Source organism: Sporosarcina sp. G11-34 (assembly GCF_026931025.1).
Map to the genome: position 1 here is coordinate 43,661 of NZ_JAHNZW010000009.1, position 26,845 is coordinate 70,505.

A 26,845-nucleotide genomic window follows, 5' to 3' on the forward strand; every position below is an offset into this window, starting at 1 on the left:
AGTAGGGAGTGAAGTAAATGGCTATTAATGTTTATTTGAATTTTAATGGAAATTGTCTTAATGCTGTCGGGTTTTATGCGCATGTTTTCGAAACGTAAAAACCCGAAATATTGACTTTGGGGGATGCGTTGCCAAATCCGGAATATGCGCTTCCAGAAGATGCAAAGGATTTGGTTATGCACACGCGTTTAAATATTAGTGGAAGCAATGTCATGTTTTCGGATGTATTTCCAGGCTGGCCATTTGTTCAAGGGAATAACATAAGACTTACGGTAGTTAGTGATGATGTTGATAAAATAAAATCTGTATTTAGCAAATTAAAAGAAGGCGGTACTGTAGGTGTGGATCTTCAAGAAACTTTTTGGAGTAAATGCTGTGGTAGCCTAACGGACAAGTTTGGAATTGAGTGGCAACTAAGTCATGAAGATTTGAAAACGGATAAATAATTAATATATAAAGAACGTGGAATTTTCTATTGGAAAATCCCATGTTCTTTTTTTATGTTCATTTTTATTACTACTGCGTTAGTTAGAAGTAGTGGAGCAAAAATTATAGGCTTAAGGTAGTTCGGAATATTATGAGTACTATAGAAGTAAGTTGAAGAGGGAGATAAAAAACGCGTAATTAGTAAGTGCGTTTAAAATAGTGGGGCTCTGTCATGTGAAAGATTACCAATACTTTATCAGGAGGAATTTATTTGCCATTAAATTGTACACAAAAGTTAATTGGAAATCATCTTGTATTCGGTGGAATGATTCCTGGGTCAGAAATTGCATTAAAAATTGACCAAACGCTAACACAAGATGCCACTGGAACAATGGTGATGTTGGAACTTGAAGCGATGGGATTAGATGTTGCGAAAACAGAAGCATCGGCGCAGTACGTAGACCATAACCTCGTCCAAACTGACAGTAAAAATGCGGACGACCATCTGTTTTTACAAAGTGCATCCCAGAGATTCGGATTATATTATAGTAAACCAGGTAATGGTGTGAGCCATCCTGTTCATATGCAACGCTTGGCGAAGCCAGGGAAAACACTTCTTGGATCCGATAGTCATACGTGTGCAAATGGCAGTATGGGGATGCTAGCCATGGGCGCGGGCGGACTTGATGTCGCTTTAGCGATTGCGGGCGAACCGTTTTATTTACGCATGCCTGAAGTATGGGGCATTAAGTTAACGGGTGAGCTTCAAGAGTGGGTAAGCGCAAAAGACGTTATATTAGAACTGCTACGTAGGCATGATGTTACAGGCGGAGTCGGAAGAGTTATCGAATATTATGGACCGGGCCTTAAAAACTTAAGTGCTATGGACCGTCATGTCATTGCAAATATGGGTGCTGAGTTAGGCGCAACAAGTACGGTATTTCCAGCTGATGGGGAAATTAAACGCTATTTAAAAGAACAAGGGCGAGTAAATGATTGGACCGAATTAAAAGCAGATAAAGGTGCAACGTATGATGTTAATGAAGAAATCAACTTATCAGAAGTTGTGCCGCTCGTTGCGAAACCAACAAGTCCGGGTAATGTCGTACCGGTTTCAGAAATTGCGGGGACGCCAATTTATCAATCGTATATTGGTTCATCGGCAAATCCAGGTTATCATGACTTTGCAATTGCTGCAGAAATTGTGAAAGGGAAACAAATTGCGGAGGGGGTGTCTTTTGATATTAATCCAACTTCGCGTCAAATGTTAACGGATTTATTACAAGAAGGACATATCGCAAGTTTTATCCAAGCTGGCGGACGATTGCATCAAGCTGGGTGTAACGGCTGCATCGGTATGGGCCAAGCGCCTGCGACAGGTCGAAATAGCTTACGAACTACGCCTCGAAACTTCCCTGGACGTTCAGGAACAATCGAAGATAGTGTATTCCTAAGTGGTACAGAGACAGCTGCAGCGTCAGTATTAACTGGCGTGATAACAGATCCAAGAACACTTGGACCAAAAGCGCCGCGAGTGAAGGAAATAAAAAATCCTACAATCGATTTAAACTTATTGGATGCACCACTTCCAGCTGAAGAAGCGAGGAGAGTCGTCATTCAAAAAGGACCAAATATCGCATCAATCCCTGTTATGGACGAAATGCCTGATCATCTGCAAGTGCCAATCCTATTGAAAATGGGAGATAACATCTCAACAGACGAAATATTAGCCGGCGGATCACGGGTTCTTCCGTATCGGAGTAATCTACCTGAAATTAGTAAGTTTGCATTTGAAATTATTGACAAGACTTATTATGATCGTGGCATGAAGAGTGTCGCACAAGGTGGCCATGCGATTGTTGCAGGCACCAATTACGGTCAAGGATCTAGCCGTGAACATGCAGCACTTGCACCAAGATACCTTGGATTACGTGTTGCACTTGTAAAAGACTTTGCACGAATTCATTGGCAAAATCTTGTTAACTTTGGAATTCTACCAATTACGTTTATCAATGTTGAGGATTACGATAAGTTACAAGAAGGTGCTATTCTTGAGTTTGCGAATTTGAGAAGAAAAATTAAAGAAGTTAACGAATTTGAAATAAGTGTACAAGGTACGAATGATTCTATTAAGGTTCAACATGCACTTACAGACCGTCAAGTTGACGTTGTTTTAAAAGGCGGCATGATCAACTGGGTTAGAGACCAGCAGCAACCTGTGAATTAAAGGCTGTTGTCGATGAAAATAATCGGTTGTTAGATTAAAACAGGTGAAGTCGCATGTATATTTAACCCGTTCAGTTGAGTGGTGGAAAAGTTGGGGTGAAAATCCAATTGAAATTGAATAAGTATATTAACTAGCATCGTACTTAGGGTGCTAGTTATTTTTAAAGGTTTATTTGCATGTGTCTAGTATAGTGAAATTGAAGAAGTTCCTATTTCTGAGAGTTTGAAAGCAAAACTTACTGAGTGGGCACAGACATACGAAGATTGGATGGATTGGGAGAAAGATGTGTTACTTCTTAATGGAGTTCAAATGGAAGATGAGCATAATAAAATTGGGCAATTACTTACAGCAGAAGCGAAAAAAGAACTTGGTACAGAATATAGTATAAGATTTTCTCCTTCATCATCTGCAAGAATGTATTCTAACTTTGATTCTTAATTTCAACCAACGGGTGCGATTGTTAAATAATTAGTAACACAAATGGACCTTAATAGGGTCATTTTTTTATGGCATTAGAAATTATGTTTATAAACAAAATTGAATTCTAAATATCTATTATTCAATAAAAAAATGCCGAATGGGTGCTTTTATTGCACTTCAATAACATTGGTGAAAGAAAATCCCCTACTCAAAAAGTTGAGTAGGGGATGGATAATTATTGATTGCCTGTTCTCTAAACCAACATACCTGCAATCGCTGCACTCATCAGATTCGCTAAAGTAGCGGCGACAATAGCGCGGAATCCAAGCTCAGCAATATCTTGTCTTCTTGACGGTGCCATTGCTCCTAATCCACCGATTAGCATCGCCATAGCTGCAATGTTTGCAAATCCGCAAAGTGCAAACGTAATCATCGCTACACTTTTAGGGGATAGGGTTGCGATGACATCGGTAAATGAAATGTAGGCAACAAATTCGTTAAGTACAATTTTTTGTCCAATGAACGAGGCTGCTTGCAGTGCTTCATCCCAAGGTATACCCATGAGAACAGCAAGTGGGAAGAATAGGTAACCTAGTATCTGTTCTAACGATAAAGATTCAAATCCGAAGACTCCACCAACTGATCCGATAATCGTATTCATTAAGAAGATAAGCGATATAAACGCTAGTAATAACGTTCCTACTCCTACTGCTATTTTCAGTCCATCCATCGCTCCGCGTGATGCCGCGTCGACGATGTTTCTTGATTCTTCATCTTTCACCATAACAACACTATTTTGGAAATCTATATTCTCGGTTTGTGGAACAATTATTTTTGCAAATAATAATCCCGCTGGAGCACCCATAAACGCTGCAGCTAACAAATAATTTAACGGAACGCCAAGCGTCGCATATCCGCCTAAAACAGCACCGGATACACAGGCCATTCCACCAACCATGACGGCAAATAATTCGGATTTTGTCATTTTCTCAATATATGGTTTGACAACTAATGGTGCTTCAGTTGGACCGAGGAAAATATTTGCGGCAGCTGACATGGATTCTGTATTACTTGTTTTAAGTGCTTTAGCTAAAAGTCCACCGATGACCCTTGTAGCAAACTGCATGATTCCAAGATAATAAAGAATGGAAATTAATGATGCGAAGAAAATAATGATTGGTAATACTTGAAATGCAAAAGTGAAACCCACACCTTCAACGTTTAGAAGACCTCCGAATAAAAATTGAATGCCAGCATTGGAAGAGTCAATGACTTTTTGAACAACTCCCGAAAGGTACTGGATGATTGTTCTACCAAATTCCCATTTCAACACGATAAATGCAAAAATAAGTTGGATTGCTAAAGCTCCGAAAACAGTTCTTGGATTAATCGATTTACGTGCGGTTGATAATGTAAATGCAATGGCTAAAATTCCGATAATACCTATAATTCCCGTAACATATTGCATAGTACCTCTCCAGTCCTTGTAAATAAAATAACTGCACAAATTGATATCATTAAAGTGAAAATTAAAAGGGAGGCTAAGCTCCCTCTTGATTTAATCAACGCAACATAATTATTGAGAATTTTCACCAGGTACTCGTTTAGCCAAATCTGTCATGTAATCGAAGAAAGCATCACGATCCACATCATACACAAGATTTACTGGTCTACCATCAGGTGTTTCAACTGTACGTCCTTGGCTTGGTCCGTCTGTAATGACAATGCTATTAACTGTTTCTACTTTTACAAGATCGCTTTTGCCGATTGTAGCCGTCGTTAATACGTCCCATAAGAAGTAGGTTGAGTTTGTTGTGAAATGTACAAGTGGCGGTACCATTGCATAACATTGACCGAGGAAATCTACACCGATATACTGACGCTCTTTTGCCCAACGTTCACGTACATCTATTGTTAGTGGAACTTGGTTAGTGCTTTCAAGCGCAACGAGATCGATTTCTATATTGGTTTCCCATACGCGACCTGCAGCTTCTGGGTCCCAGAATACGTTCCATTCAGCTGTTCCATCATGTTCAGGTTCGTGAACATTTCCGGCTTCTCTAAATGTACCACCCATCCAAATGAGTTTTTCAATTTTCTCTTCAATATCTGGCGCTATATCTAATGCGCGTGCAAGATCAGACAGAGGTCCAGTGAACAATAAAGTTGTTTTTTCTTCTCTACTGCGAATAGCATCAATCATATGAAGGTGTGCTGGTTTTTCTGCTACTGGCGTAATAATTTCACCGGATTCGTTTAAAATCGGTAACGCATCTACTAAGAAAGCATGCATACGCCAATCTTTTGGAAATGGATTTTTCCCTCGTGAAGTTGACTCCGCTACATCGAGGCCGCCGTTTCCGAAACGATCGATAATTTTACGGCTTGCAAATACTGCTGGTTCTAAATAACAATCTGCTGGAATAACGGAAACACCAGTCAATTCGATATTGTCCATTTTTAATAGTAGAAACAATGAAATAAGATCATCGACCCCACCATCGTGATTAAAATAAATTGGTTTTTTTGTCATGCTACTTCGCATCCTTTTCTGTAAGAACTTTTTGTTGGAAATAAAAAAGGAACCTGGGTATATTCTATACCCAGGTTCCTTTTACATTTAGAAATAGCGTAATATATTTAGTGAAAAACACTAAATTATTCCATTCATTCTTCATGTAGTCCGGTTTTTTCGGTTACCAGGTAGAAACGCTTAGACCCTAATTCTAAGCATATACATTTAAGAAATAACTATTCAATTTGTTCGACTTAAATAAAATAGCATGTGAATAAAAGTAAGTCAACGGGGAAGGAATATGTTGTTTTATTGCGATTATTTAAGTAGTATACCTCTTTTAAATACCCTTATGAAACCTCATTTAAACATACACTTAGACTGTATAAAACATGATAATTGTTATAGATTGAATAACGTTTTGTCGATGGGGTATTGATTTATTATACAAAGTGGTGGATTGTCAGAATTGTTTAGGCCGACATGGATAGCTAACAGGGTTAATTGAAGATTATATTAAAGCAACAACTAGGGTAGATTAAAGATGGATGGGGTGTTGTGAAAAATGGGCGTCACGAACTTAACAATTGAACTTATAGTTGGATTTGTTTTCCTTTTCCTCATAATTAAGTTTGTAGGAAAAAAAATCATTAATCAAATTTCCCCTTTTACCTTTATTGCGGCTATAGTATTAGGCGAACTATTAGGAAATGCTTTATATGATGAGAAAATAGGCGTATTTTATATTGTTTACGCGATGGCAGTATGGGGTGGGTTACTTTTTACTTTTGAATATCTAAGTCAAAAATTCCTTGCGTTTAGGGGCGTGGCCGAAGGGAAACCTTCGACACTTATTAAAAATGGAATCGTAGATCGAGAATCGTTAAAGAAAAATAGGCTGAATATTAATCAGTTACAAAGTCTACTTCGACAAAGTGAAACCTTTTCTATTCGTGAGGTCGCCTATTGCTATTTAGAGGCGAACGGGTCGATTAGTATTTTAAAGAAATCTAAGTACCAAAAAACTACTCAGGAAGATTTCAATATGCCTTCAAAAGAAGTTTTTGTTCCAGTCACTTTAATAAGAGATGGTGAAGTTTTATGGGATGAACTTATTGATTTGGGTTTTAATGAATCTTGGTTAAAATCACAATTAAATACTCAAAATATTACTGACTACCAAGATGTTTTTATAGCCGAATGGCTTCAAGGAGACGGTCTTTTTGTACAAACTTTTAAGAATTAAATGGTGCAATGTTCGTTCGTTTTTGATGGACAATGGATTATATTTTGAAGGTGGAGCGAATAAAATCGTTTTCTTTTTTGTTTTCGTTTAAACGTTGATGAATAAGCATTTAAAAGACCACTAATTCATATAAGCGAATTAGCGGTCTTTTTCGTGTTTAATTTTGTATCTGTGAACTGAACGGGCACATGTATGTTGTGGCTTTACCTTTTTTGATTTGACGATTATGCTTGGAAAATCCCAAGTTTTTCTATGCGTGCGACAGCCTCTTTTAGGCGGTCCTCTTCGTCTAAAAGCCCAACGCGTATATAACCTTCTCCCGCTTCACCAAAAGCATGTCCAGGTGCAACAGCGATATCAGCCTTGTCGAGTAGTAAGTTGGTGAAAGATTCACTTGTATATCCTTCTGGAACAGGTAGCCATGCGAAGAAAGAAGCGGTCGGAGCAACGACGTGCCAACCAATACGATTGCATTCGGCTATAAAGACATCTCGACGACCTTCGTAAAGAGAGATGAGATTATCTACACAGTCTTGGCTACCCGATAAGGCAGCAGCGGCGGCGCGTTGAACTGCTGGGAACGGATTGATAAATAAATGATCTTGCAGTAAATTGATGGCCTCAATAATATCAGCGTTTCCGAGCGCAAAACCGATTCGCCATCCAGCCATGTTATATGTTTTTGACATCGTGTACATTTCAATACCAACGTCTTTTGCACCATCGGCTTGTAAAAAGCTAATTGGTTTTTGGCCATCAAAACCAATACCGCCATAGGCAAAGTCGTGCATAATTGCAATATCGTTATTTTTAGCAAACGCTACAGTTTCTTCGAAAAATGGTAGACTGGCAGTAGCGCTTGTAGGATTACTAGGGTAGTTCAAATACATTAATTTAGCTTGCTTGATTTGTTCATCTGATAGCGCATTATAATCGGGTAAAAAATCATTTTCCGCAAGTAATGGCATCGTGTCATATTTTATATCAGCAAGGCTTACGCCTGATAAATAGTCAGGGTATCCTGGGTCTGGTAGTAATAGTAATTCGCCTTCATTCATAATTGCGAGTGGTAATTCAACCAATCCTGTTTTTGTGCCAAATAAAATCGCTACTTCGGTTTCAGGGTCAATCTCAACATTGTATTCACGTTTATAAAAGTCTGCGGCGGCTTGTTTTAATTCAGTAGTGCCCCTAAAAGGTGCGTAGCCATGTGTGGCTGGATCCTCAACTGCCTCCTGGAGAGCTTTAACGATATGCGGAGGTGTTGGTTGATCGGGATTACCCCGCCCCAAGTTAATGACATCTCTACCTTCAGCAACGGCAGATTCAACGTTTTTAACAAGTGATGCGAAAAAGTGCGGTGGTAAATATTTTAATCGGTTTGAGAGCTTCATTCGATTACCTCGTTTCAAAATAGTTTTGATAGACATAGTAAACCATATAACCTATTGTGCAATAAGTCTAGTTGTTTTGACAAAAGAAAACGTGTTCCGGTAAAGATTGACAGCCGAAAACGTACCTACTACTATTTAGTTAATAACTACATAATGAAACATTATCAAAAGATTGTCGATATATTAATTTTAGAAAGAGGAGAATTTGAATGGAAAATGTCATTGTAAGAGGGGCCCCAAATCAATATCAGTGCAAAGAAGGGGTGCTTGATGAACTCGAAGAAAAGCTCGTACATAGTGGGATTAAGCGAATCCTGATTGTAACTGGAGAAAACTCATGGGAAGCAGCAAGTCCTTATTTCCCGGCATTAACAGAAGTAGATGCGTCAATTGAATTTTACAACGGTGAGTGTTCACCAGAAGAAATTACCCGAATTTCCAAATTGGCTACGAACTTAGAGGTAGATGCCATTGTCGCTGTTGGTGGTGGAAAAGTAATTGATATTGTAAAGGCATCAAGTGATGAAAGTCGTAAGAAATCGGTCATCATTCCGACGCTTGCATCGAACTGCGCACCGTGGACGCCGCTCAGCGTTATTTATACTGAGGAAGGGATCATGACTCACTATGATATATATCCGACAGGGATTGAGTTGCTTTTAATTGAACCAAGAATCATAATTGAAGCGCCACTGGACTTGTTCATTGCTGGTATTGGCGATACTTTAGCCAAGTGGTATGAAGCTGACGTACAAATTGGGCAACTTGAAGAAAGATCTGTTCCGGTCGATATTGCGTATTTTGCGGCGCAACAGTGTAAAGAAGTACTTTTGACACACAGTGAGCGTGCAATCGAAGCGGTACATGAAGAAATTGGAAATGCGAGCTTTATAAAAGTCGTAGAAGCTGTAATTGTTTTGGGTGGAATGGTAGGTGGTTACGGCGATGCGTATGGCCGAATTGCTGGTGCGCATTCAATTCATAATGGGATGACGGTCATAGAAGAAACGCATACAAAACTGCATGGGGATAAAGTGGCTTACGGGATTTTAGTTCAGTTGTTGTTGGAAGATAAATTAGCTGAAATGAAAATTGTTACTGAATTCTATGAAAAGCTTGGTCTACCGACAAGTCTTGCTGATTTAGGTATTGAAAATATTACAGAAGAAGTCGCGTTTCAAATTGCGGAAAAGGCCACACAGGCAGGCGAATCAATTCACGTAATGCGGCAAGAAGGCATTACAGCAAGTGAGGTTGCAAAAGCGATTTTAACGTTGGAAAAACAACATATTTTATTAACTTAAACTATAAACCATCTATGAATTAATTTTCATAGGTGGTTTTTTAGTTCTAAAGAATAAGGAATGGGGGGAATCGGTGGTGGATATGTATTTACTGTAAAGTCACCACGCGCACAAAATGTTGCAGCGGCGCATAAGAACATATTCCGACGCATAAAAGCATTAAACGGCGCATAAGCCACCGGACGCGGCGCATAAAAAGCCACCGCGCGCATAAAACCTCGCAGCGGCGCATAAGAAAGTATTCCGACGCATAAAAGTATTTAACAGCGCATAAGCCACCGGACGTCGCGCATAAAAAGAGACCACGAGCAATAAAAAAAAGACGAACTATGAAAGTTCGTCTTTTTTGCAGAAAGGAGATTAAATTTTCACGGATTCGATTTCTTCCGTTAACACAACTAGCTGCTCGATTAAATCACCGATGTAAGCGATAGTGTCACGTAGCGGTTTGTCAGTTGTAATATCGACACCGGCCATTTTTGAAAGTTCAGCCGGTGATTTTGTTCCGCCTGCTTTCAATACTTCTAGCCATTCATCAACAGCTGGTTGACCTTCTTCCAAGACACGCTTGGAAACCTGTGTGGAAATTGTAAGTCCTGCACTGTATGTGTAAGGGTACAAGCCTATATAGTAGTGTGGTTGACGCATCCATGTCAGTTCGGCACCTTCATTAATCTCAACGTCGTCTCCCCAGAATTCCTCAAGGACGCCGCGTTTCAATTCATTCAACACATTTGCATTTACGCTACCGCCTGCATCGATACGGTCATAAACTTTTCGTTGGTAGGCTGCTTCAAGCAAGTGTGTCACAAAGTTATGGTAATAAGTGCGTGAAACGATTGAAGAAATAACCCAACGCTTAAACTTCGGATCATCCGAGTTTTTCAATAAGTGATTGGCGACAAGCATTTCATTCATTGTTGATGGTGCTTCAATGAAATACATTGACGGACGTGCATTGAACACGTTTTGTGCACGGTTGGCATTATAGAAATGTCCCGCATGTCCAAGTTCATGAGCTAAAACGAATACGTCTTCCATACTGCCTGTCCAAGAAATAAGGATATACGGATGATATCCGTGTGGACTTGAACAGAATGCACCAGTCGTTTTCCCTTTGTTTTGCGCGAAATCAATCCAGCGTTCTTCATATGAACGATTGACCATATCTAAGTAATCATCACCCATAATTGCAAGTGCGTCATCGATATATTTTTTCGATTCTTCGATTGTAATTTCCGGTTCGTACGTCGGATCAAGCGAAATCTTCAAGTCAGCAAAAGTCATTTTATCCAGCCCGTGAACTTTTTGAAGAAGTTTCGCATACTTGCGCATATGAGGTGCAAGTTCTTTAGTAATTAAATCGATTTGGCGGTCGTACATCGTTCTGTCAACTTCTTGATTGAACAGTAGGTAGTCGAAAACGGTATCGTAGCCACGTAAATCAGCTGTTGTTTTTTCAATTTGTAAATGCATATCATATGTTTTCGCAGTCGTATGTTGATAGTCTCTTAATTTAGCTGAGAATGCATCGAATGCTGCATGGCGTTTAGCTGTATCGGTTTCAGATTCCCAATCGCCTTCAAACGACACATAGCTTAGGGGATAATTTTTTCCGTCTACTTCAAAATCATCAAACGTCATATCGACCATTTTTGTAGTGTTATACAAGCCATAAGGTTCGCTAAATGTTGAAGAAAATGCAGCCAATGTTTTTTCGACTTCTGGATGTAGTTGATATTTTTTCTTTTTAATTAACTTTTCTAAGAAATTTTTGAAATCTGCCGAGTTTTTCATTGCTTCGTCTAATGTTGCTGCAGGTAGCTCGGATAATTCGCTGTTTACGAAAGATAGCTTGCTATTAAGTTTTGCAGCGATGGATCCGAATTTGCTTGAGCGCATTTGTGCATCGTCATCTGTTTGGTCCTGGCTGGATGCTAGGCTTGTATAAGTCCCAATAGGAACTACCTTTTCAGAGATAGATAAATAACCTGTTAGGGCTTCAATCGCTGATGCTGAATCTGTAATATTCCCTTTAAACTTGTCCGCAAAAATATCAACTTCTTTTTCAAGTTCAACAACTGCCGTGTTGTAATCTTCTTCAGTTTTAAAAAGATCCTGTAAATTCCAAGTTTCATCTATATGTACTTCTGAACGTAATGGCAAACTTTTAACCAATATTATCTCTCCCTTATGTTACGGATATCGAACTAATTATTAGTATATAGTAATATGAAAGAAATGTAAAAACGAATTGCTCTCTTTGCAACTTTCAGTCAGTCGGCATTGTTTGGTAGATTATCAAGGCGTTCAATTTCTTCTGACAGAACAAAGGCAAGGTCAAAGTTCCCGAATACTTGTAGCACGTCGAGCATGGTTTCATTTTCAATTTCCATCTCTTCGGCACCATCCATTTCTTTCAAAACCTCCTGCAAAGAAGGGTTTTTCTGTTGTTCAGGATAAGCTCGTCCATACAACTTATTTGGATCAACCCCGTGATTCATACACCACTGGACAAACAACTGAATCATAACTTTCTCATCGTGCTTATATTTTGCGATTACTTGTTCATCGATACTTAACTCATTATACTCCATCTATGAAAACTCCTTTTGTGAATCCTTACTTTAAGTATATCGGATATTGCGGGGATAAGAACGGAAAACGCCCATTAAGTCGAAGTGGATTGGGGAAGTATGGTATACAATTTAACTAACAAAAAAAGGACAAGAGTAGAATAACTTTCTTGTCCCCGCGGTGCTTAACTTATTTAGTTTTGATTGCTAACGAAAAAATTAACGAGCCAATCAACGTTAAGTGGTCCATCAACAATTTCGTAATACAACACTGAGTTCTGGATAATTAAATCCTCAGTGACAATAACGCTAATCGAGTGGCCGCTATCACTTTGTAAAATGATGGTGAATTGCTCAGTTACGCCATGGGAATCTATTTCTTTAGGTGATAGTTGACGAAAGCGATACTGCTCTAGGAAATGCAAAAGAGATTGAATTTCCTCATCGTCCTCGATTATCCACGTTTTAGCGTCAGTTCCGAATATGGGCGGTTTATTAAAAATTAGGGTATCAAATGTAATCTGTGAATCTAGCAGTTCGAAAAGGTCCTTTTCCTTATCCTCATTGCCAGATTGAAGCATCATATATGTGCCTCCAATTAAGATGGCGATTAATAGAAAGGCTCTCATTCTCATAAAAATTTCCTCCCGCGGCTTGATTATATAGTATACGCAAGGAAACCAAATATATCTTGTACTAATGAAAAAATGTTTTAGTGAGGATTCAAATAAATCAATCAAATTAATGGTATACTGACTATTGAAAGATACATAATCGAAAGGGTGATTTGAATGACTAAGGTAGTTCATGCAATTCAAGATGATTATCCAGATGATTTTGCCTGGTGTTACGGTTGTGGGCGGTTAAATGAAGCAGGAAATCATTTCCGTACAGGTTGGCAAGGGGAGGAGACGGTTACGTACTATGAACCGTCACTGGATCATATTGCAATTCCAGGATTCGTTTATGGTGGTCTGATAGCGTCACTTGTAGATTGTCATGGGACAGGATCCGCAGCGCTGGCGCTACATCGTAAAAATGGATTTGAGCCAGGAAGTGGGGAAGCATCACCAAGATTTGTCACCGCCTCACTAAATGTAAATTATTTAAAACGAACACCACATGGTCCAACTTTAAAGGCCGTGGGTAAGGTCGAAGAAATTCATCCGAAGAAGTGGAAAGTCACTGTAGAAGTATTTGCAGACGATGTCCTTTGCGCAACAGGCGAAGTTGTCGGAGTCGTCGCGCCAACATCCTTTACAAATAAATAAGAAAATATGAAACAGCTGACTACCATGTGCAGTCAGCTGTTTTAAGTTTATAGATGATAAGGTGTCCTTCCTATCGTCAGGGGACAGAGTAATTCAAGGTGAATAAAGTAGTAATTAAGTCCTGACTTGCAAGCAAATAGTGGTGTGTGCAAGCGAAATCGGTTTGAGTGCAAGGAAGCCACTCCGGGTGCAAGGAAACCTAGAATCATGCAAGCAAATCACTAAAGCGGAGTCAGCGCACTCGTTTCATCGATGTAAATAAAAGCATCGTATCGATTTCCGATTATGGACGGGACATAATTTCCGTAAGCTTCGTATTCGGGATTGTAGACGACGCCGATTGCTCTATGGCCAATCCACTTGTAAAAGGCTGCTCGATTTTCATCATCGAAAATAAGTAGCTTGTTAAAGGCTCCGGCTTCATGTAAGAAATATTCCCACGACTCTTTCTTTGCAGGCGGGACTTTCATAACTTCAAACGGATCACCCCATTGGTTTGCTGCAATAACAGTTCCACGATGTGTACCAAATCCTACCGCATAGACATCTTCTTCCTTATTTTGTTCTCTGAGAAGTTGGCCAACATTGACCATGTCATCGTCTATCATCGTCGTCGCTCTAGCATCACCAATGTGCGTGTTATGTTCCCAAACGATGATTTTAACATCGTCTCCGTGAAAGTCTCGGAGTTCATTAATAGCCTCAACCATATGTTCATCGCGAATATTCCAAGATTTCGAGTCGCTTTTAACGGAAGTGCGGTAATATCTTTCTGCATTTCTTGTTAGTAAAGCATTCATTTTTAAATTAAGTCGTTGTTCAAACTCAGAAGGATAAAGGTGCTCGTTTGCAATGATTGACGATAATAATTCCTCAGCTTCCGCGGTACATGTTATTGGATAATGTGCAGTAGCCATGGCGTAATGTTCGGGTAAATGATTGAAGGGTTCGAAGCAGTCAACAACTTTTTGTGCTCGTTTATAATCGGTCCCAGTAGGATCAGCCTCTTTTAAGTAATGAAGGACTTCCTCCATTGATTCCCATAAGCTATAGATGTCTATTCCATAAAAACCGACTTTTTGACTAGAAGCTAGTGGGCTATTATAAGTTTTTAGCCAGTCAACCAAATCGACAATTTCTTCATTGGCCCACATCCAAGTTGGCCATTTTTTAAAGGCTTTTAATACTTCACGTGTTGTCATATTCGCATCTTCAATACCTCTTATATATCGATTAACAGATCGAGAAGACGGCCAATCAGCTTCAACTGCAATGACAGTAAAACCCTTCTCCACAATTAGCCTTTTCGTAATTTCTGCCCGAACCGAATAGAATTCTGAAGTTCCATGGCTTGCCTCGCCCAATAAAACAATTTTAGCTCCTCCAATGGCCTCTATAAGAGCGGTTAGATCATTCGTGGTTTCGAATGGAAGTGACGCGTCTTGAATAGTATTGGTAATTGATTTAGTCATTTTTAAACCTCCTTCAATTATTGCCGTATTTTTCAAGTATGTCCTAAACCATTCTAATATAAAAGGTGAAATTAGCGTGACAGAACAACTTAATAAGGTACAATATAAATTATCAAACTAATTAAACAAGAGGTGGTTGGATTGTTATTAGCTTTTGGAATTGTAGCTGTCGTTATGGTCGTACCAATCATTGCAATCTTAACGGAACACAAACAAAAAACTGCGAAAATTAGTGCTGAATTGATTCGTGAGGAAATAGAACTGGAAAAGTTAAAACAGCAAAACTTCATTATCGAAACCGAAAAAATGAAACTCGAACTAGAAAAAATGCGATTGGAATATACACCAAATCAAAATGACATAACGAAAATCTGATGAAGTAGGTGTGCTCTAATGGACAATGACAAATTGAATCCTCCGTATAGGGATTTTATCGGGGACATGTTAAAGAACGATGCATCGAATGGAGAAATTCAAAGTTTGAAAGGTGCAGGTAAACCCTTATCTAAAGAATACCTGTCTGGTGATACTTGTCAACATTTCCAGCGAATTGCAAAAGATGCAGGCTACAAACCCCATTGGCTAAAATTGCAACATGAAATTCGCGATGAAATCATTGAAATTGAAAAGTTGAAATCAGCGAACCCAGCAAACAATCAAGAAAAAAGTGTGGCGGCAGTCAATAAGAAAATCTCTGAATATGACAAGTCGTGTCCTCCGCCACTACAAAAAGGTAGGATATCCTATCATAATATTGAAGCGGCGAGAGTACGTTGGGAATAGCTATAAATTAATTTAGATGCGGGCTCTAAAATAAATGAAACCAAAGCTTTGTTCATCCGTATAATAAGGTATTAGAATTAAGTGGAGGTTATATATATGGAAAGAGTAGGATTGAAAGTATTCGTTCATGCGAGTGCATTCTTCGCCCCGTTTCTCGTACCGGTGCTCATCTTTTTATTGATTGAGGATCAGGGAGTCAAAAACTTGTCTGTACAAGCGGTTTTATTTCAACTTGTTATGAGTGTATTAATTACTATATCTGCAATATTTTCAGTGGTCCTTATTGGTATTCCATTTTTAATTGGGTTCGGTATTATGTACTTAATAGTTCCGATTATCGGCATAGTTAAGGCACTGAAAAATGAGGATTATAATTATCCGATTGTTGGTAGATGGATACCACTATAAAGTATTTGACGTATTCTGTAGAACTTTAAACAGAATACGTCCTTTTTTTGTTGTAAAATCACGAGACAGGGGAAACCATTCATTTACATAGTAGGGAATGAGTATGATAGGAGAACCAAAGCTAATAGGATACTTGAAAATAATATAAAGGAGGAGAAGTTGTAAAGGTAAAATTTAATCTCGTTACCCAAATCTTTATTGCGTTTGTACTGGCCATTTTATTGGGAAGTCTTTTCGGCAGCTCTATTAATTTTTTACAGCCATTGGGCGATTTATTTTTACGATTAATTAAATTTATCATCGCACCGTTAATCTTATCAACGCTAGTTGTTGGCGTAGCGAGTTCGTCTGATCCACAGCAATTGGGCAGAATGGGCATGAAAACGGTTGCTTACTATTTAGCGACAACGGCCATCGCCATCGTTATCGGTCTCGTCGTTGCATTTGCCATATCGCCGGGCAAGGGGTTGGACATATCTGCAGATGGTTTGGCGGTTCCAGAAATTGCGACAGCCGAACAACAAAGTACAATTACGACAATTTTAAATATCATTCCGGAAAATCCTTTTAACGCTTTAGCCTCAGGAAATATATTACAAATTATTTTCTTCGCGTTGTTTATAGGGTTGGCGATTACATTCGTAGGAGAGAAAGCGCAGCCTGTTTATAAGTTCTTTGAAGGCTTTTCAGAAGTGATGTTCAAAATCACAGGAATTGTTATGAAGGTGGCACCAATTGGGATTCTAGGTTTGTTAGCACCGATTGTAGGGCAATATGGTCTCTCAGTCCTGCTGCCGCTGTTGAAAGTTATTTTGGCTGTTTATATCGCCTGTATCATACATGCAGTAGTTGTTTATTCATCAGCTGTAAAAGTATTTGGAAAGATGAATCCGCTCAAGTTTTTCAAAGGAATATCACCAGCCGCATTAGTTGCATATAGTACGGCGAGTAGCGCAGGAACCTTACCGGTAACCATAAAAAATACAAATGAAAACCTAGGTGTTCCAAATAAAGTCACGAGCTTCGTACTGCCACTAGGAGCGACAGTTAACATGGATGGGACAGCGATTTACCAAGGGGTAGCGGTTGTATTCATCGCACAATTCTTTAATCTGAATTTGTCTTTAATGCAGCTTCTGACTGTTGTCTTAGTAACGGTGCTAGCCTCTATTGGGACAGCAGGTGTTCCTGGGGCTGGGCTTATTATGTTGACGATGGTCTTAACATCGGTCAATATGCCGCTTGAGGGAATTGCACTAATCGCAGGAATTGACCGGATTCTAGATATGATGCGTACGTCAGTAAATGTTGTGGGTGACGCATCCGCAGCAGTTGTAGTGGCGGGTACTGAAAGGAAACGCGAAAAACGAGTGCTTAAATCGTAACCGAATAGATAGAACTGGAATGGCTTTTAAGCTGTCCAGTTCTTTTTTACGTAATCCTATTTCAGGATAGTAATCAGCGAAGGGTGTATACTTATTTATAGTAGAAATAGAAGGGATGATCATTATGCAAAAACAAATTAAACTAGTTAAAAGACCAATAGGCTTACCAACGAAAGAGGATTTTGAATTTGTTCAGGCACCAATCGCTGTTCCAGCAGAGGGTGAAGTACTTGTTAGAACAGTTTATATTTCAGTCGATCCTTATTTAAGAGGGCGTATGAATGAAGGAAAATCTTATATACCGCCATTTGAATTAGATTCGGTGATTGCGAGCGGCGTAATTGCACAAGTGGTTGAATCAAAATCTACACATTTCAAAAAAAATGATATTGTTTTAGGAAGCTTAGGATGGCAGGAGTACTCGGTTGTGAAAGAAACAGGTATTCAGAAAGTGGATACTAATCTGGCACCCGCTTCAGCTTATTTAAGCGTATTGGGGATGACTGGATTAACAGCCTACTTTGGTTTGGTCGATATTGGACAACCTAAAGAAGGCGAGACGGTAGTGGTTTCAGGAGCTGCGGGCGCAGTTGGTTCAATCGTTGGCCAAATCGCGAAAATTAAAGGTGCTTATGTTGTGGGAATCGCCGGTTCAGATGAGAAAGTGAAATATCTTCAGGAAGAACTAGGATTTGACGCAGTCATAAATTATAAAACAGAAGACATCAACGATTCACTTGCCAAGGCATGTCCAAACGGAATTGATGTTTACTATGAAAATGTCGGCGGCGAAATTGCTGACGCGGTATATCCGTTACTCAATAAGTTTGCACGCATCCCTGTTTGTGGCGCAATATCGGCCTACAATAACGAGGTCGCAGATGTTGGTCCACGCGTTCAGGGTTACCTGATCAAAACAAGTTCGCTTATGAAGGGCTTTACAGTCGGCGACTATTCAGCTCGTTTTGGTGAAGGTACGATGGCATTAGCAGGATGGTTACAAGAAGGAAAATTACAATATGAAGAAACAGTCACAGAAGGATTCGACAATACAATAGATGCTTTTCTTGACTTATTCGCAGGTGCGAACCTTGGAAAGGCAATTGTAAAAGTAGCTGAAATCGAAAGCTAAATTAGTGGTGAGTAGTACGATTAAAATCAGAATCGAACGAGAAAAACAAAACCCAACCAGGGACTTCCTTGGTTGGGTTTTTAACTTTAATCTTTCATACGCTCTCCTTCATTTATCACAAGATAAACATATTGACAATTCTAACAACTGCAGGTAAGGTTGGTTACATGAGTAACCAACCAACCAACCAACCAACCAACCAAGGAGGAGCCAGTGAGACATAAACTAGATGAGGCGAAACCGATATTCATACAAATTGCCGAGTATATTACAGATGGAATTTTAAATGGCACCATGAAAGAAGGGGAGAAAGTTCCTTCGACAAATCAATTTGCCGTTCGCTTTCAAATAAACCCGGCTACAGCCGCCAAAGGAATAAATCAGCTAGTTGATGAGAAAATCCTATTTAAAAAACGAGGGGTTGGCATGTTTGTGGCGGAAGATGCCAAAAGGATCCTGCTTACAAAACACCAGGAGAAGTTTTTTGCTGAATATATTAGTCCCCTTCTGAAAGAAGCAAAGAAGTTAGATTTATCGACGGATGAAATTATTTCATTTATTAAAAAAGGAGACGTGTATCATGAGGATTGAGGCAAATCATGTTAGTCAACTTTATAAAGAGAAAAGGGCGTTAGATGAAGTTACTTTTACAATCGAACCGCAGAAAATCATCGGTTTACTTGGCCGAAATGGTGCGGGAAAAACAACTTTAATGAACCAACTTTCCGGGCAATTATTGCCGACAAAAGGAACGATTCGGGTTAATGGAAAACCAACATTTGATAACCGAGAAATTATTCAATCGATTTGTTTTATTAAAGAGGCCGGTAATTTTAAACCACATTTCAAAATTCAAGAAGTGTTACAGTTAGCTTCTTTATTTTACCCGAATTGGAATCAGGAACTTGCAGAAGAATTAGTGAAGTTATTTAATCTAGATAAGGCGATGCGAGTCAAAGCCCTATCAAAAGGAATGTTATCTTCGCTAGGTGTAATTGTCGGAGTGTCGAGCAGGTCACCCATTACAATTTTCGACGAACCATATACCGGAATGGATGCAAGCGCCAGACAGGAGTTGTATACATTATTAATAGAGGAATATGATGAATACCCTAGAACATTTATTTTATCGACACATTTAGTGGATGAAATAAATAATTTGTTTGAGAAGGTAATGATCTTAAAAGAAGGGAAGTTGATTGTTTATGAAGAAGCGGAAACTTTAAGAGGAGCGGGATATGCAGTTAGTGGCCCTAAAGATGTTGTTGACCATTTTTGTAAGGGGAAAAATGTGATGAAAGTGCAGGGCTTTCATAATACTGCGACATCCATTATTTATGATCCACACTTATCTACTAACAAGGCAGCGGGGCTAGGATTGTCAGTTAGTCACTTATCAATGCAGGAGTTATTAGTACACCTAACGGAAAAAGTGGTCAAGGAGGCCGTGCAATGAGGGATATCCACTTAGGAATATTAAAGTTTCATGCGATTGATTCCCGTAGACCATTGAGTATATTTTGGATTATTTTTACCGTTACACATATACTTGGATTATTAGTCGCCTTTACATTTGAAAAGTCGAACATAATATATGGAAGTAGCTTTGTGATTTACATCTTTGTAAGTATTTGGGGATTTCAATTACTGAAGTCTTCGTTTCCGCATCTGATTCAATGGGGTGCAACAAGAAAAGGCTATTTTTTATATACTTCGCTTTATCTCATTCTCATATCACTCTTCATGTCATTACTTAACAATATATTATTACTGACTTTTGACGCAGTAATAAAAACTTATTCCCTAACTGGCATTAACTTTTACCATTTAGCACAGTTTGGGACGATTACTGACAACTTTGCAACGAGGATTTTTATTGATTTTAGCATATCTTTATTGCTTATTAGTGTGGCCCTTCTTCTCTCGAGCATCTTGTTCCGGTTTGGTCTTGCGGTTAGTGGGGGACTGGTAGTGCCGATAATCGTATTGACATTTATACCGGGTGTTGTATCTTCAATGTCGTCATTTACACAAAATTATTTAAGCATTAATGGGCCTCTTTATTTTAGCTATACTGTGATAGGTAGCCTGTTGATATTTCTTATTTGCTGGGCAGTTATGCGTCGTTCATTTATTATTCCAAGTGTTTGAGGTAAGAAAGAATATCGTCATCAACGGGTCCATTGAAAATATAATTTAAGGTTAAATAAACAAAAGGCCGACAATTTGTCGGCCTTTTGATATTGATACATATATCATCATTAGGTGAATCCCTAATTTATTTACTTCCTTGATTTTTTTGCCTTTTTTAAGACATCAGCAAAATCATCGCGGACTGTAAGTTTGGTCGGTTTGACTCCTGAAATATAAGCAGCACGGCTCATCAGATGGCCGCCAATAGGGGAGGTGATAAATAAAAATAGAATCGCGAGTAAAAGTTGAACACTAACGACATCTTCATTTATCCAAAAGTGAAAAAACACACCCAATAATATACTAAGTACACCCAATGTAGCGCTCTTAGAAGCGGCATGTGCCCTCGTATATACATCCGGCAGTCGCAATATACCAATGACTGCGACAATGCTGAAAACGACACCAATTATTAGCGGAAGGATAATAAGAATATTAGCGAGTACGGTCATGCTCAATTATCTCTCCTTTCTCAATGAACTTAGAGAATGCAACGGTACCGATGAAGGACATAATTGCAATTAGCAAGATAACGTCCGTGAAAAATCCAGTATCAAAGATGACTGATAGGAGGGCAATAGCCGAAATAAGGATGACGCCAATCGAGTCAAGTGCAACGAGCCGGTCTGGAATTGATGGACCGCGGAATACACGGTACAGCAAACCGGTAATCGAAAGAAGCAAAAGGATTAGGCAAACCCATATGAATGTTATCATGATCGACTAACCTCCTTAATCGCTTTCTCGAATGAATTTTTAATTGAATCAATCGCATTATCCACATCATCGACGTGAATGGCATGGATATAAAGCGTGTTTTGGTCGTCAGAAATGTTCAAAACAATCGTTCCTGGCGTTAATGTAATCAAGCTTGATAACAGTGTAATTTCCCAGTCCTCAACAAGATCAGTTGGTAAAGCGAAAATCATCGGCTGTATATCCATTTTCGGTCTCAATACGAGACGAAGCACGGAAATGTTCGATAGCGTTAACTCCTTTAGGAACAATAGGGCTAATTTAAAGGCCGCCCAAAGCCGCCAAATATACAAACGGTACGTGAAGAAACGTCTTGTTATTATGATCATTAAGAGTCCAATCAAGTACCCAATTATGAATGTTGAAGCAGTAAATGAGGAACTAATAAACATCCAAACAAGCGCGACGAAAAAGTTTAATAATAGTTGAAATGACATCGTCTTCTACTCCTTTAACACCGCATCAATATAGATGGATGGTTGTAGTAAAACATTTGAAGCATCAGTCATATATGGCATGAGCCACTCGGAACCTACACCGTATAACACGGACAAGACGACTAATGCAACAGCAGGCATCATCATCTTCCGATACGTACTACGATTAGTTTTCGGCAATACCACAAGAGTGGGGTCGCCCCAAAATGCGTAGATGAAAATCCGAATGACAGACAATAGGACGACAAGGCTTGAAAGCAGGATAATCATACTTCCAAAGACGTTACCGGCCTCGAATGCACCTTGGACAATAAGGAGCTTTCCTACGAAACCGCTTAATGGTGGAATTCCAGCAAGACCAAATGCAGCAACAAGATACATCCAGCCGAGTGGGGCATGTGTTTTCATTAGTCCGCCCATTTTACGTAAATTGGACGTTCCTGTGACATAAATGATAATCCCAATCAGAAGGAACAAGGCCCCTTTAATAAGTATGTCATGGATTAGGTAGAAAACTGTACCAGTTAGTCCGGCATCATTCATTTGTGCAGCGCCGAATAAAATGACACCAACAGCAATTACGATATTGTAAATAATTATTTGTTTTAAATCAAAATAAGCAAGTGCGCCTATACAACCCGCAATAATCGTGAGTAGTGCCAGAGCGGATAATAAACCGTGTGTAAACCCGATGTCATGAACAAAAAACAGTGTATAGGTCCTGATGATTGCATAAATCCCGACCTTAGTCAGCAATGCGCCGAATAATGCGAGCACTGGTACTGGAGGAGCTGCATAAGATCCCGGCAACCAGAAATAAAGCGGGAATAGCGAGCCTTTCACTCCAAATACAATTAAGAATAGGACCGCGACTACCGTTATGATTCCGGGCTGACCAATTTCTGCGATTTTTACTGAGATATCGGCCATGTTTAATGTGCCGACAACAGAGTAAAGGTAAGCCACCGTAATTACGAATAGCGCTGATGAAATGACATTGACAAGTATGTACTTGATTGATTCGCGAAGTTGTCTTTTCTCGCCGCCCAAAACAATTAAAAGGTACGAGGCAATGAGCAGTACTTCAAAGAATACAAACATATTAAAAATATCACCTGTTGTAAAAGCACCATTGATACCTGTAATCATGAACAGGATAGCGGGGTAATAAAAGAAGCGCTCCCGCTCCTGACCAATTGCAGTAAAGCTATAGATAACAACAAATAATGTAATTAAGATCGTTGTTGTTACAAGCAATGCAGACAACATATCGGAAACCATAGAAATTCCGAATGGTGCCGGCCAGCTTCCGAGTGTAATTGCCTGGACCCCGTCCGCTTTCACTTTTGCCACGAGGAAAAGTGAGGCAACCAAGCTAATGAGTAGCCCGAAAAGTGTCAACAATCGCTGTACCTTGATATTTTCCTTGAAGAACAGAAGAATAGTTGCGAAAAGGAATGGCAATATGATTGGAAATAAAAGTAGATTAATCATGTTCGTCATTTCCTTTCATGAGATTCATATTGTCTGTTTTACTTTCGGCATACGATCTATAGGCTAGAACAAGGATGAACGCCGTAACACCGAAACTGATGACAATTGCTGTTAAAATAAGCGCTTGAGGTAGCGGGTCCGCATAGTCGGATACGCTTACGCCATCGGCAAGGACTGGAGGTGAATTTCCACCAAGTCCCCCCATAGTAAGGAGCAGTAAATGTGCGCCATGACTTAGCAGGCCTGTCCCCAAAATAACTTTGAGGAGACTTCTGGAAAGAATCAAATAGACGGCCGCCATAAAAAGTATTCCGACGACGATAGCCATTAGAAATTCCATTATTTATCCCCTCCAATTGTTTGAATCATTGTTACAGTTGAACCTACCACGACAAGATAAACACCTGCATCGAAGATCATTGCCGTGTGAAGAGACGTTACGCCAAACAAAGGCAATGTGAAATCATCGTATGCATGTGTAAAGAAAGGAACGTTGAAAAAGATTGATGCTGCAGCTGTTCCGAAAGCAAGTAGTAAGCCGATAGCTGACACAATTGTGAAGTTAAACGGCAATGCTTTTTGAACGGTTTTCAAATCAAAGGCGAGCAACAGGAGCACAATTGCTCCTGTTGTAAGCAGACCTCCAACGAATCCGCCCCCAGGTGTATAGTGTCCCACAAAGAAAATATGGATTGAAAAAAGGAAAATGATGAAGAATACGAGTTTAGTTGCGGTTTGCAACATGACATCATTTGTTTTCATCCGTACTCTCCCCCTTTCTTGACAACTTCAGGCGTATCATTGCAAAGATGGCAATTCCAGCGATTGACAGAACAGCAATCTCAAACAATGTATCAAATCCACGGTAATCGACAAGGATGACGTTGACGATATTACCGCCCCCGGCTTCTGTTGCTACTGTATCCTTGTAAAACTGTGAAATCGAAGGAATCATTTTTTGAGAATGGGCTGATAAAGCAACAAGCGTTACTGTAATTCCAACTGCCGCAGCAATAATTAAATTAACCAACTTATTACGTTTCGTTTCGCCGTGATTATTAAGTGCCGGTAAATATTTAAATGCTAACAAGAACAAAGCAACCGAAATCGTTTCAATAACGAGCTGAGTAAGCGCCAAGTCTGGCGCTTTGAATATGACAAAGAATAAAGCGACCGAATAGCCAACAGCACCAAGCGCAATAATTGCTGAAAGCCTAGTTTTCGCGAGAAGAACCATACCAACTGCGATAACCAGAACGATAGCAGTTAGAATTCCGTATAAGTTTACCGGTGAGAAGCTGTCCATATCCACGATGAAAGCTTCTTTGATGAATAATGTTGCCGCAGTAATTGCTGCTATAAACGCAAACATATAAATCAGGTAGGTTCTAATTAGACCAGTCATATAGAAGCGAGATATTTTGTTCATCCCGCCTTCGCTAAATAGCATGACCGAATCATACAATCCATTTAACGACAAATACTCAGGCTGAATATCGTAAAGTTTCTGCCATCTTGCCATTGTTAGGAAAAGCAGTAGACCTACACCGACTATAGCGACCGTCATCCACATTGCCGGATCAGTCATCCCATGCCATGCCGCAACATCAACCGCAACTTCAGAAGGGTGACTGTAGAGACTAGGCTGGATAGCTATCACGGCCGGTTTCACAAACCATTTCCCAATAAGGTTCGGGATGAAAAAGATTGCAACAACGAGTGTTGCTAAGATTACGGGAGAGACAAGCATCCCGATAGGTGCTTCGTGCGGTTTAAGTGGTAAGGGTTCGCTTTTTTGTTTTCCTGCGAACGTCTTGAAAACAAAATAAAAGCTATAGACGAACGTGAACACACTTGCTATCCACGCGACAACAGGGAAGATGATTCCCCACGTGGCAAAGTTGAATAGTTCAAAATGACGAATGGCGAGCATCGATTGAAGGAACATTTCCTTACTTAGGAAACCGCTGAATGGCGGTAATCCGGCCATCGACATTGTACCGATGAATGCGACCGTAAAGCTTACGGGCATAATACTCATCAATCCACCAAGTTTCCGAATATCTCGCGTACCAGTTTCATGATCAACTATACCTGCAATCATGAACAAACTACCTTTGAACGTTGCGTGGTTGATCAGGTGAAAGATTGCTGCAAATGTGGCGAATTTGAAAATCGGATCATCCGAGTGAAACGCAAGTGCACCCGCACCAAGAAGTGACATGATGAGTCCAAGTTGGCTGATAGTCGAGAATGCAAGAATCGCTTTCAAATCGGTTTGTTTTACTGCAAAGAGTGATCCCCAGAACAGTGTCAAAAGACCAATGCCAGTTACAAGCCAAATCCATACCTCAGAAACTGCGAAAATGGGCGTAAACCGAGCAACAAGGTAAAGACCTGCTTTTACCATCGTTGCAGAGTGCAGATAAGCACTGACCGGCGTAGGCGCTTCCATCGCGTCAGGTAACCAAATATGGAAAGGAAACTGTGCGGACTTCGTAAACGCGCCTAGCAAGACTAAGACTAGCGCTAACGTAAAGAATTCATGCCCTACAAAAGAGGGTGCGTTGGCGATAAGTTCACGAATGGAAAAAGTATCTCCCATAATCCCTAATAGGACGAATCCACCTAGCATCATCAGTCCGCCAAATACAGTGATCATCATTGATTTCAAAGCACCAAATCGTGAACGATCACGGGTATTCCAATACCCAATGAGCAGGAATGATGATATAGAAGTTAATTCCCAAAACAAGTAAAGTGAAATAACGTTGTCTGACTGTACGACACCTAACATGGCGCTCATGAAAATTAACAGATAGACGTAAAATAGATTTAGTTTTTCCTTATTTTTATCAAGGTAAAAGATAGAGTAAAGAACAACGAGTGCGCCAATCCCTGTTATGAGCAAGGTAAAGAGTAAGCTTAACCCATCGATATACGAGACAAATGAAATCCCAAGTGATGGAATCCATTTCAGCTCGGATATAGCATGTCCACCTTCCATTGTAGTTTTGATGAATCCTATGTAGTAAATGAAGAGGACGACGGGAACAAGTAATACAAACCATCCAGTATGTACATTTTTCAGTTTCCTGTAAAGGAGTGGAACAAATAGTGCTGCCACAATAGGCAGAAAAATAAGTAATACGAAATTCAAGATAATCCTCCTTCCATAATGAATGAAACTTTATTCTCGGCAAGTTGCTGTAGTGTTATGCAACAGGTTCTGTTACTTATACTATATCTAATTAGAAGTTATTCCAAACTTCAACACTAAACCTCCTTTCTCGTCATTTGGTTATCAAAAAAATGCAAAAAAAGCCCGTTACCAAGGGATATAGATATCCCTTGGTGACAGGCTCCTCCAGGTTCGTGCGTTTATTTGATTTTTACTACTATAACA

At 39.6% G+C, this 26,845-nt stretch carries 27 protein-coding genes, 1 pseudogene and 1 riboswitch; of the genes and pseudogenes, 14 read left to right on the forward strand and 14 right to left on the reverse strand.

The genetic code is table 11. The features are described 5' to 3' along the window. Window positions 1-17 precede the first annotated feature (17 nt). The 3 genes and pseudogenes from KSU66_RS14065 (at window position 18) to KSU66_RS14075 (ending at window position 3,091) form a co-directional block, all read left to right on the forward strand. Window positions 18-446: pseudogene (locus tag KSU66_RS14065) on the forward strand (VOC family protein). Between the two features lie 251 nt (window positions 447-697). Continuing rightward, a complete protein-coding gene (locus KSU66_RS14070; RefSeq protein WP_269052102.1) occupies window positions 698-2,653 on the forward strand; it encodes an aconitate hydratase in 1,956 nt (651 codons plus the stop codon). 222 nt (window positions 2,654-2,875) lie between these two features. Continuing rightward, the gene (locus tag KSU66_RS14075) at window positions 2,876-3,091 is read left to right on the forward strand and encodes a hypothetical protein (protein WP_269052103.1); all 216 of its coding nucleotides are present in this window, start codon (window positions 2,876-2,878) and stop codon (window positions 3,089-3,091) included. A 235-nt stretch (window positions 3,092-3,326) separates the two neighbouring features. On the opposite strand, the gene KSU66_RS14080 is transcribed toward KSU66_RS14075, so the two are convergent. Both KSU66_RS14080 and KSU66_RS14085 read right to left on the reverse strand, forming a co-directional pair. Next, the gene (locus KSU66_RS14080) at window positions 3,327-4,541 is read right to left on the reverse strand and encodes a NupC/NupG family nucleoside CNT transporter (protein WP_269052104.1); all 1,215 of its coding nucleotides are present in this window, start codon (window positions 4,539-4,541) and stop codon (window positions 3,327-3,329) included. 108 nt (window positions 4,542-4,649) lie between these two features. Then, entirely contained in the window at window positions 4,650-5,618 is a 969-nt protein-coding gene (locus KSU66_RS14085; RefSeq protein ID WP_443028977.1) for a nucleoside hydrolase, read from the reverse strand. A 114-nt stretch (window positions 5,619-5,732) separates the two neighbouring features. Further along, a riboswitch (purine riboswitch) is annotated at window positions 5,733-5,833 on the reverse strand. 320 nt (window positions 5,834-6,153) lie between these two features. Here KSU66_RS14085 and KSU66_RS14090 point away from each other — a divergent pair. Beyond that, window positions 6,154-6,834, forward strand: a complete 681-nt coding sequence (locus KSU66_RS14090; protein ID WP_269052106.1) for a YetF domain-containing protein — start codon at window positions 6,154-6,156, stop codon at window positions 6,832-6,834. Between the two features lie 224 nt (window positions 6,835-7,058). Here the strand turns inward: KSU66_RS14090 and KSU66_RS14095 are convergent, their stop codons facing one another. Next, a complete protein-coding gene (locus tag KSU66_RS14095) occupies window positions 7,059-8,228 on the reverse strand; it encodes a pyridoxal phosphate-dependent aminotransferase (RefSeq protein WP_269052107.1) in 1,170 nt (389 codons plus the stop codon). Window positions 8,229-8,437: 209 nt separating this feature from the next. Here KSU66_RS14095 and KSU66_RS14100 point away from each other — a divergent pair, with 209 nt between their 5' ends. Further along, the gene (locus KSU66_RS14100) at window positions 8,438-9,532 is read left to right on the forward strand and encodes an iron-containing alcohol dehydrogenase family protein (RefSeq protein ID WP_269052108.1); all 1,095 of its coding nucleotides are present in this window, start codon (window positions 8,438-8,440) and stop codon (window positions 9,530-9,532) included. Window positions 9,533-9,892: 360 nt separating this feature from the next. Here the strand turns inward: KSU66_RS14100 and pepF are convergent, their stop codons facing one another. From pepF to KSU66_RS14115, 3 genes are all read right to left on the reverse strand, one after another. Further along, a complete protein-coding gene (gene pepF / locus KSU66_RS14105) occupies window positions 9,893-11,710 on the reverse strand; it encodes an oligoendopeptidase F (protein ID WP_269052109.1) in 1,818 nt (605 codons plus the stop codon). Window positions 11,711-11,808: 98 nt separating this feature from the next. Further along, window positions 11,809-12,129, reverse strand: coding sequence for a hypothetical protein (locus tag KSU66_RS14110; protein WP_269052110.1), 321 nt, complete (start codon window positions 12,127-12,129; stop codon window positions 11,809-11,811). 173 nt (window positions 12,130-12,302) lie between these two features. Further along, window positions 12,303-12,743 carry a hypothetical protein gene (locus tag KSU66_RS14115; protein ID WP_269052111.1) on the reverse strand — a complete coding sequence of 147 codons (441 nt, stop codon included), beginning with the start codon at window positions 12,741-12,743 and terminating at the stop codon, window positions 12,303-12,305. Between the two features lie 156 nt (window positions 12,744-12,899). Between KSU66_RS14115 and KSU66_RS14120 the strand changes: the two genes are divergently transcribed. Continuing rightward, window positions 12,900-13,379, forward strand: coding sequence for a PaaI family thioesterase (locus tag KSU66_RS14120; protein ID WP_269052112.1), 480 nt, complete (start codon window positions 12,900-12,902; stop codon window positions 13,377-13,379). Between the two features lie 221 nt (window positions 13,380-13,600). On the opposite strand, the gene KSU66_RS14125 is transcribed toward KSU66_RS14120, so the two are convergent. Continuing rightward, complete coding sequence (locus KSU66_RS14125; protein ID WP_269052113.1) at window positions 13,601-14,851, reverse strand: erythromycin esterase family protein; 1,251 nt, start codon at window positions 14,849-14,851, stop codon at window positions 13,601-13,603. Window positions 14,852-14,992: 141 nt separating this feature from the next. Between KSU66_RS14125 and KSU66_RS14130 the strand changes: the two genes are divergently transcribed. From KSU66_RS14130 to KSU66_RS14165, 8 genes are all read left to right on the forward strand, one after another. Beyond that, entirely contained in the window at window positions 14,993-15,226 is a 234-nt protein-coding gene (locus KSU66_RS14130; protein WP_269052114.1) for a hypothetical protein, read from the forward strand. 18 nt (window positions 15,227-15,244) lie between these two features. Further along, window positions 15,245-15,634 carry a DnaJ family domain-containing protein gene (locus tag KSU66_RS14135; RefSeq protein WP_269052115.1) on the forward strand — a complete coding sequence of 130 codons (390 nt, stop codon included), beginning with the start codon at window positions 15,245-15,247 and terminating at the stop codon, window positions 15,632-15,634. A 96-nt stretch (window positions 15,635-15,730) separates the two neighbouring features. Next, a complete protein-coding gene (locus tag KSU66_RS14140; RefSeq protein ID WP_269052116.1) occupies window positions 15,731-16,042 on the forward strand; it encodes a DUF4870 domain-containing protein in 312 nt (103 codons plus the stop codon). 191 nt (window positions 16,043-16,233) lie between these two features. After that, window positions 16,234-17,427, forward strand: a complete 1,194-nt coding sequence (locus KSU66_RS14145; protein ID WP_269052221.1) for a dicarboxylate/amino acid:cation symporter — start codon at window positions 16,234-16,236, stop codon at window positions 17,425-17,427. Window positions 17,428-17,551: 124 nt separating this feature from the next. Next, the gene (locus KSU66_RS14150) at window positions 17,552-18,559 is read left to right on the forward strand and encodes an NADP-dependent oxidoreductase (protein WP_443028978.1); all 1,008 of its coding nucleotides are present in this window, start codon (window positions 17,552-17,554) and stop codon (window positions 18,557-18,559) included. Between the two features lie 213 nt (window positions 18,560-18,772). Then, the gene (locus KSU66_RS14155) at window positions 18,773-19,150 is read left to right on the forward strand and encodes a GntR family transcriptional regulator (RefSeq protein ID WP_269052118.1); all 378 of its coding nucleotides are present in this window, start codon (window positions 18,773-18,775) and stop codon (window positions 19,148-19,150) included. Then, on the forward strand, window positions 19,140-20,015 hold the full coding sequence (locus tag KSU66_RS14160) for an ABC transporter ATP-binding protein (RefSeq protein ID WP_269052119.1): 876 nt from the start codon (window positions 19,140-19,142) through the stop codon (window positions 20,013-20,015). Before KSU66_RS14155 ends, KSU66_RS14160 begins: the two co-directional genes overlap by 11 nt. After that, on the forward strand, window positions 20,012-20,710 hold the full coding sequence (locus KSU66_RS14165) for a hypothetical protein (RefSeq protein WP_269052120.1): 699 nt from the start codon (window positions 20,012-20,014) through the stop codon (window positions 20,708-20,710). The genes KSU66_RS14160 and KSU66_RS14165 overlap by 4 nt, the downstream gene beginning before the upstream one ends. A 131-nt stretch (window positions 20,711-20,841) precedes the next feature. Here KSU66_RS14165 and mnhG read toward each other — a convergent pair whose 3' ends face one another. The 7 genes from mnhG to KSU66_RS14200 are packed head-to-tail and all read right to left on the reverse strand — an operon-like array spanning window position 20,842 to window position 26,599. Next, window positions 20,842-21,204 carry a monovalent cation/H(+) antiporter subunit G gene (mnhG, locus tag KSU66_RS14170; RefSeq protein WP_269052121.1) on the reverse strand — a complete coding sequence of 121 codons (363 nt, stop codon included), beginning with the start codon at window positions 21,202-21,204 and terminating at the stop codon, window positions 20,842-20,844. Continuing rightward, complete coding sequence (locus KSU66_RS14175; protein WP_269052122.1) at window positions 21,188-21,469, reverse strand: Na(+)/H(+) antiporter subunit F1; 282 nt, start codon at window positions 21,467-21,469, stop codon at window positions 21,188-21,190. Before KSU66_RS14175 ends, mnhG begins: the two co-directional genes overlap by 17 nt. Next, entirely contained in the window at window positions 21,466-21,945 is a 480-nt protein-coding gene (locus KSU66_RS14180; RefSeq protein WP_269052123.1) for a Na+/H+ antiporter subunit E, read from the reverse strand. Before KSU66_RS14180 ends, KSU66_RS14175 begins: the two co-directional genes overlap by 4 nt. Window positions 21,946-21,951: 6 nt before the next feature. Then, window positions 21,952-23,439, reverse strand: coding sequence for a Na+/H+ antiporter subunit D (locus tag KSU66_RS14185; RefSeq protein ID WP_269052124.1), 1,488 nt, complete (start codon window positions 23,437-23,439; stop codon window positions 21,952-21,954). Beyond that, window positions 23,432-23,779 carry a Na(+)/H(+) antiporter subunit C gene (locus tag KSU66_RS14190; protein WP_269052125.1) on the reverse strand — a complete coding sequence of 116 codons (348 nt, stop codon included), beginning with the start codon at window positions 23,777-23,779 and terminating at the stop codon, window positions 23,432-23,434. The genes KSU66_RS14185 and KSU66_RS14190 overlap by 8 nt, the downstream gene beginning before the upstream one ends. Continuing rightward, window positions 23,779-24,201, reverse strand: coding sequence for a Na(+)/H(+) antiporter subunit B (locus KSU66_RS14195; RefSeq protein ID WP_269052126.1), 423 nt, complete (start codon window positions 24,199-24,201; stop codon window positions 23,779-23,781). The genes KSU66_RS14190 and KSU66_RS14195 overlap by 1 nt, the downstream gene beginning before the upstream one ends. After that, window positions 24,188-26,599 carry a Na+/H+ antiporter subunit A gene (locus tag KSU66_RS14200; RefSeq protein ID WP_269052127.1) on the reverse strand — a complete coding sequence of 804 codons (2,412 nt, stop codon included), beginning with the start codon at window positions 26,597-26,599 and terminating at the stop codon, window positions 24,188-24,190. Before KSU66_RS14200 ends, KSU66_RS14195 begins: the two co-directional genes overlap by 14 nt. Window positions 26,600-26,845 lie beyond the last annotated feature (246 nt).

Bases quoted from the DNA above. Each gene is read 5' to 3' on its own strand.
- KSU66_RS14175 (WP_269052122.1), bottom strand. From the start codon at position 21,469: ATGATAACATTCATATGGGTTTGCCTAATCCTTTTGCTTCTTTCGATT.
- KSU66_RS14090 (WP_269052106.1), top strand. From the start codon at position 6,154: ATGGGCGTCACGAACTTAACAATTGAACTTATAGTTGGATTTGTTTTC.
- KSU66_RS14135 (WP_269052115.1), top strand. From the start codon at position 15,245: ATGGACAATGACAAATTGAATCCTCCGTATAGGGATTTTATCGGGGAC.
- mnhG (WP_269052121.1), bottom strand. From the start codon at position 21,204: ATGACCGTACTCGCTAATATTCTTATTATCCTTCCGCTAATAATTGGT.
- KSU66_RS14190 (WP_269052125.1), bottom strand. From the start codon at position 23,779: ATGGAATTTCTAATGGCTATCGTCGTCGGAATACTTTTTATGGCGGCC.
- KSU66_RS14080 (WP_269052104.1), bottom strand. From the start codon at position 4,541: ATGCAATATGTTACGGGAATTATAGGTATTATCGGAATTTTAGCCATT.
- KSU66_RS14160 (WP_269052119.1), top strand. From the start codon at position 19,140: ATGAGGATTGAGGCAAATCATGTTAGTCAACTTTATAAAGAGAAAAGG.
- KSU66_RS14120 (WP_269052112.1), top strand. From the start codon at position 12,900: ATGACTAAGGTAGTTCATGCAATTCAAGATGATTATCCAGATGATTTT.
- KSU66_RS14185 (WP_269052124.1), bottom strand. From the start codon at position 23,439: ATGATTAATCTACTTTTATTTCCAATCATATTGCCATTCCTTTTCGCA.
- KSU66_RS14180 (WP_269052123.1), bottom strand. From the start codon at position 21,945: ATGTCATTTCAACTATTATTAAACTTTTTCGTCGCGCTTGTTTGGATG.
- KSU66_RS14115 (WP_269052111.1), bottom strand. From the start codon at position 12,743: ATGAGAATGAGAGCCTTTCTATTAATCGCCATCTTAATTGGAGGCACA.
- KSU66_RS14110 (WP_269052110.1), bottom strand. From the start codon at position 12,129: ATGGAGTATAATGAGTTAAGTATCGATGAACAAGTAATCGCAAAATAT.
- KSU66_RS14100 (WP_269052108.1), top strand. From the start codon at position 8,438: ATGGAAAATGTCATTGTAAGAGGGGCCCCAAATCAATATCAGTGCAAA.
- KSU66_RS14150 (WP_443028978.1), top strand. From the start codon at position 17,552: ATGCAAAAACAAATTAAACTAGTTAAAAGACCAATAGGCTTACCAACG.
- KSU66_RS14195 (WP_269052126.1), bottom strand. From the start codon at position 24,201: ATGAAAACAAATGATGTCATGTTGCAAACCGCAACTAAACTCGTATTC.
- KSU66_RS14165 (WP_269052120.1), top strand. From the start codon at position 20,012: ATGAGGGATATCCACTTAGGAATATTAAAGTTTCATGCGATTGATTCC.
- KSU66_RS14095 (WP_269052107.1), bottom strand. From the start codon at position 8,228: ATGAAGCTCTCAAACCGATTAAAATATTTACCACCGCACTTTTTCGCA.
- KSU66_RS14125 (WP_269052113.1), bottom strand. From the start codon at position 14,851: ATGACTAAATCAATTACCAATACTATTCAAGACGCGTCACTTCCATTC.
- KSU66_RS14085 (WP_443028977.1), bottom strand. From the start codon at position 5,618: ATGCGAAGTAGCATGACAAAAAAACCAATTTATTTTAATCACGATGGT.
- KSU66_RS14140 (WP_269052116.1), top strand. From the start codon at position 15,731: ATGGAAAGAGTAGGATTGAAAGTATTCGTTCATGCGAGTGCATTCTTC.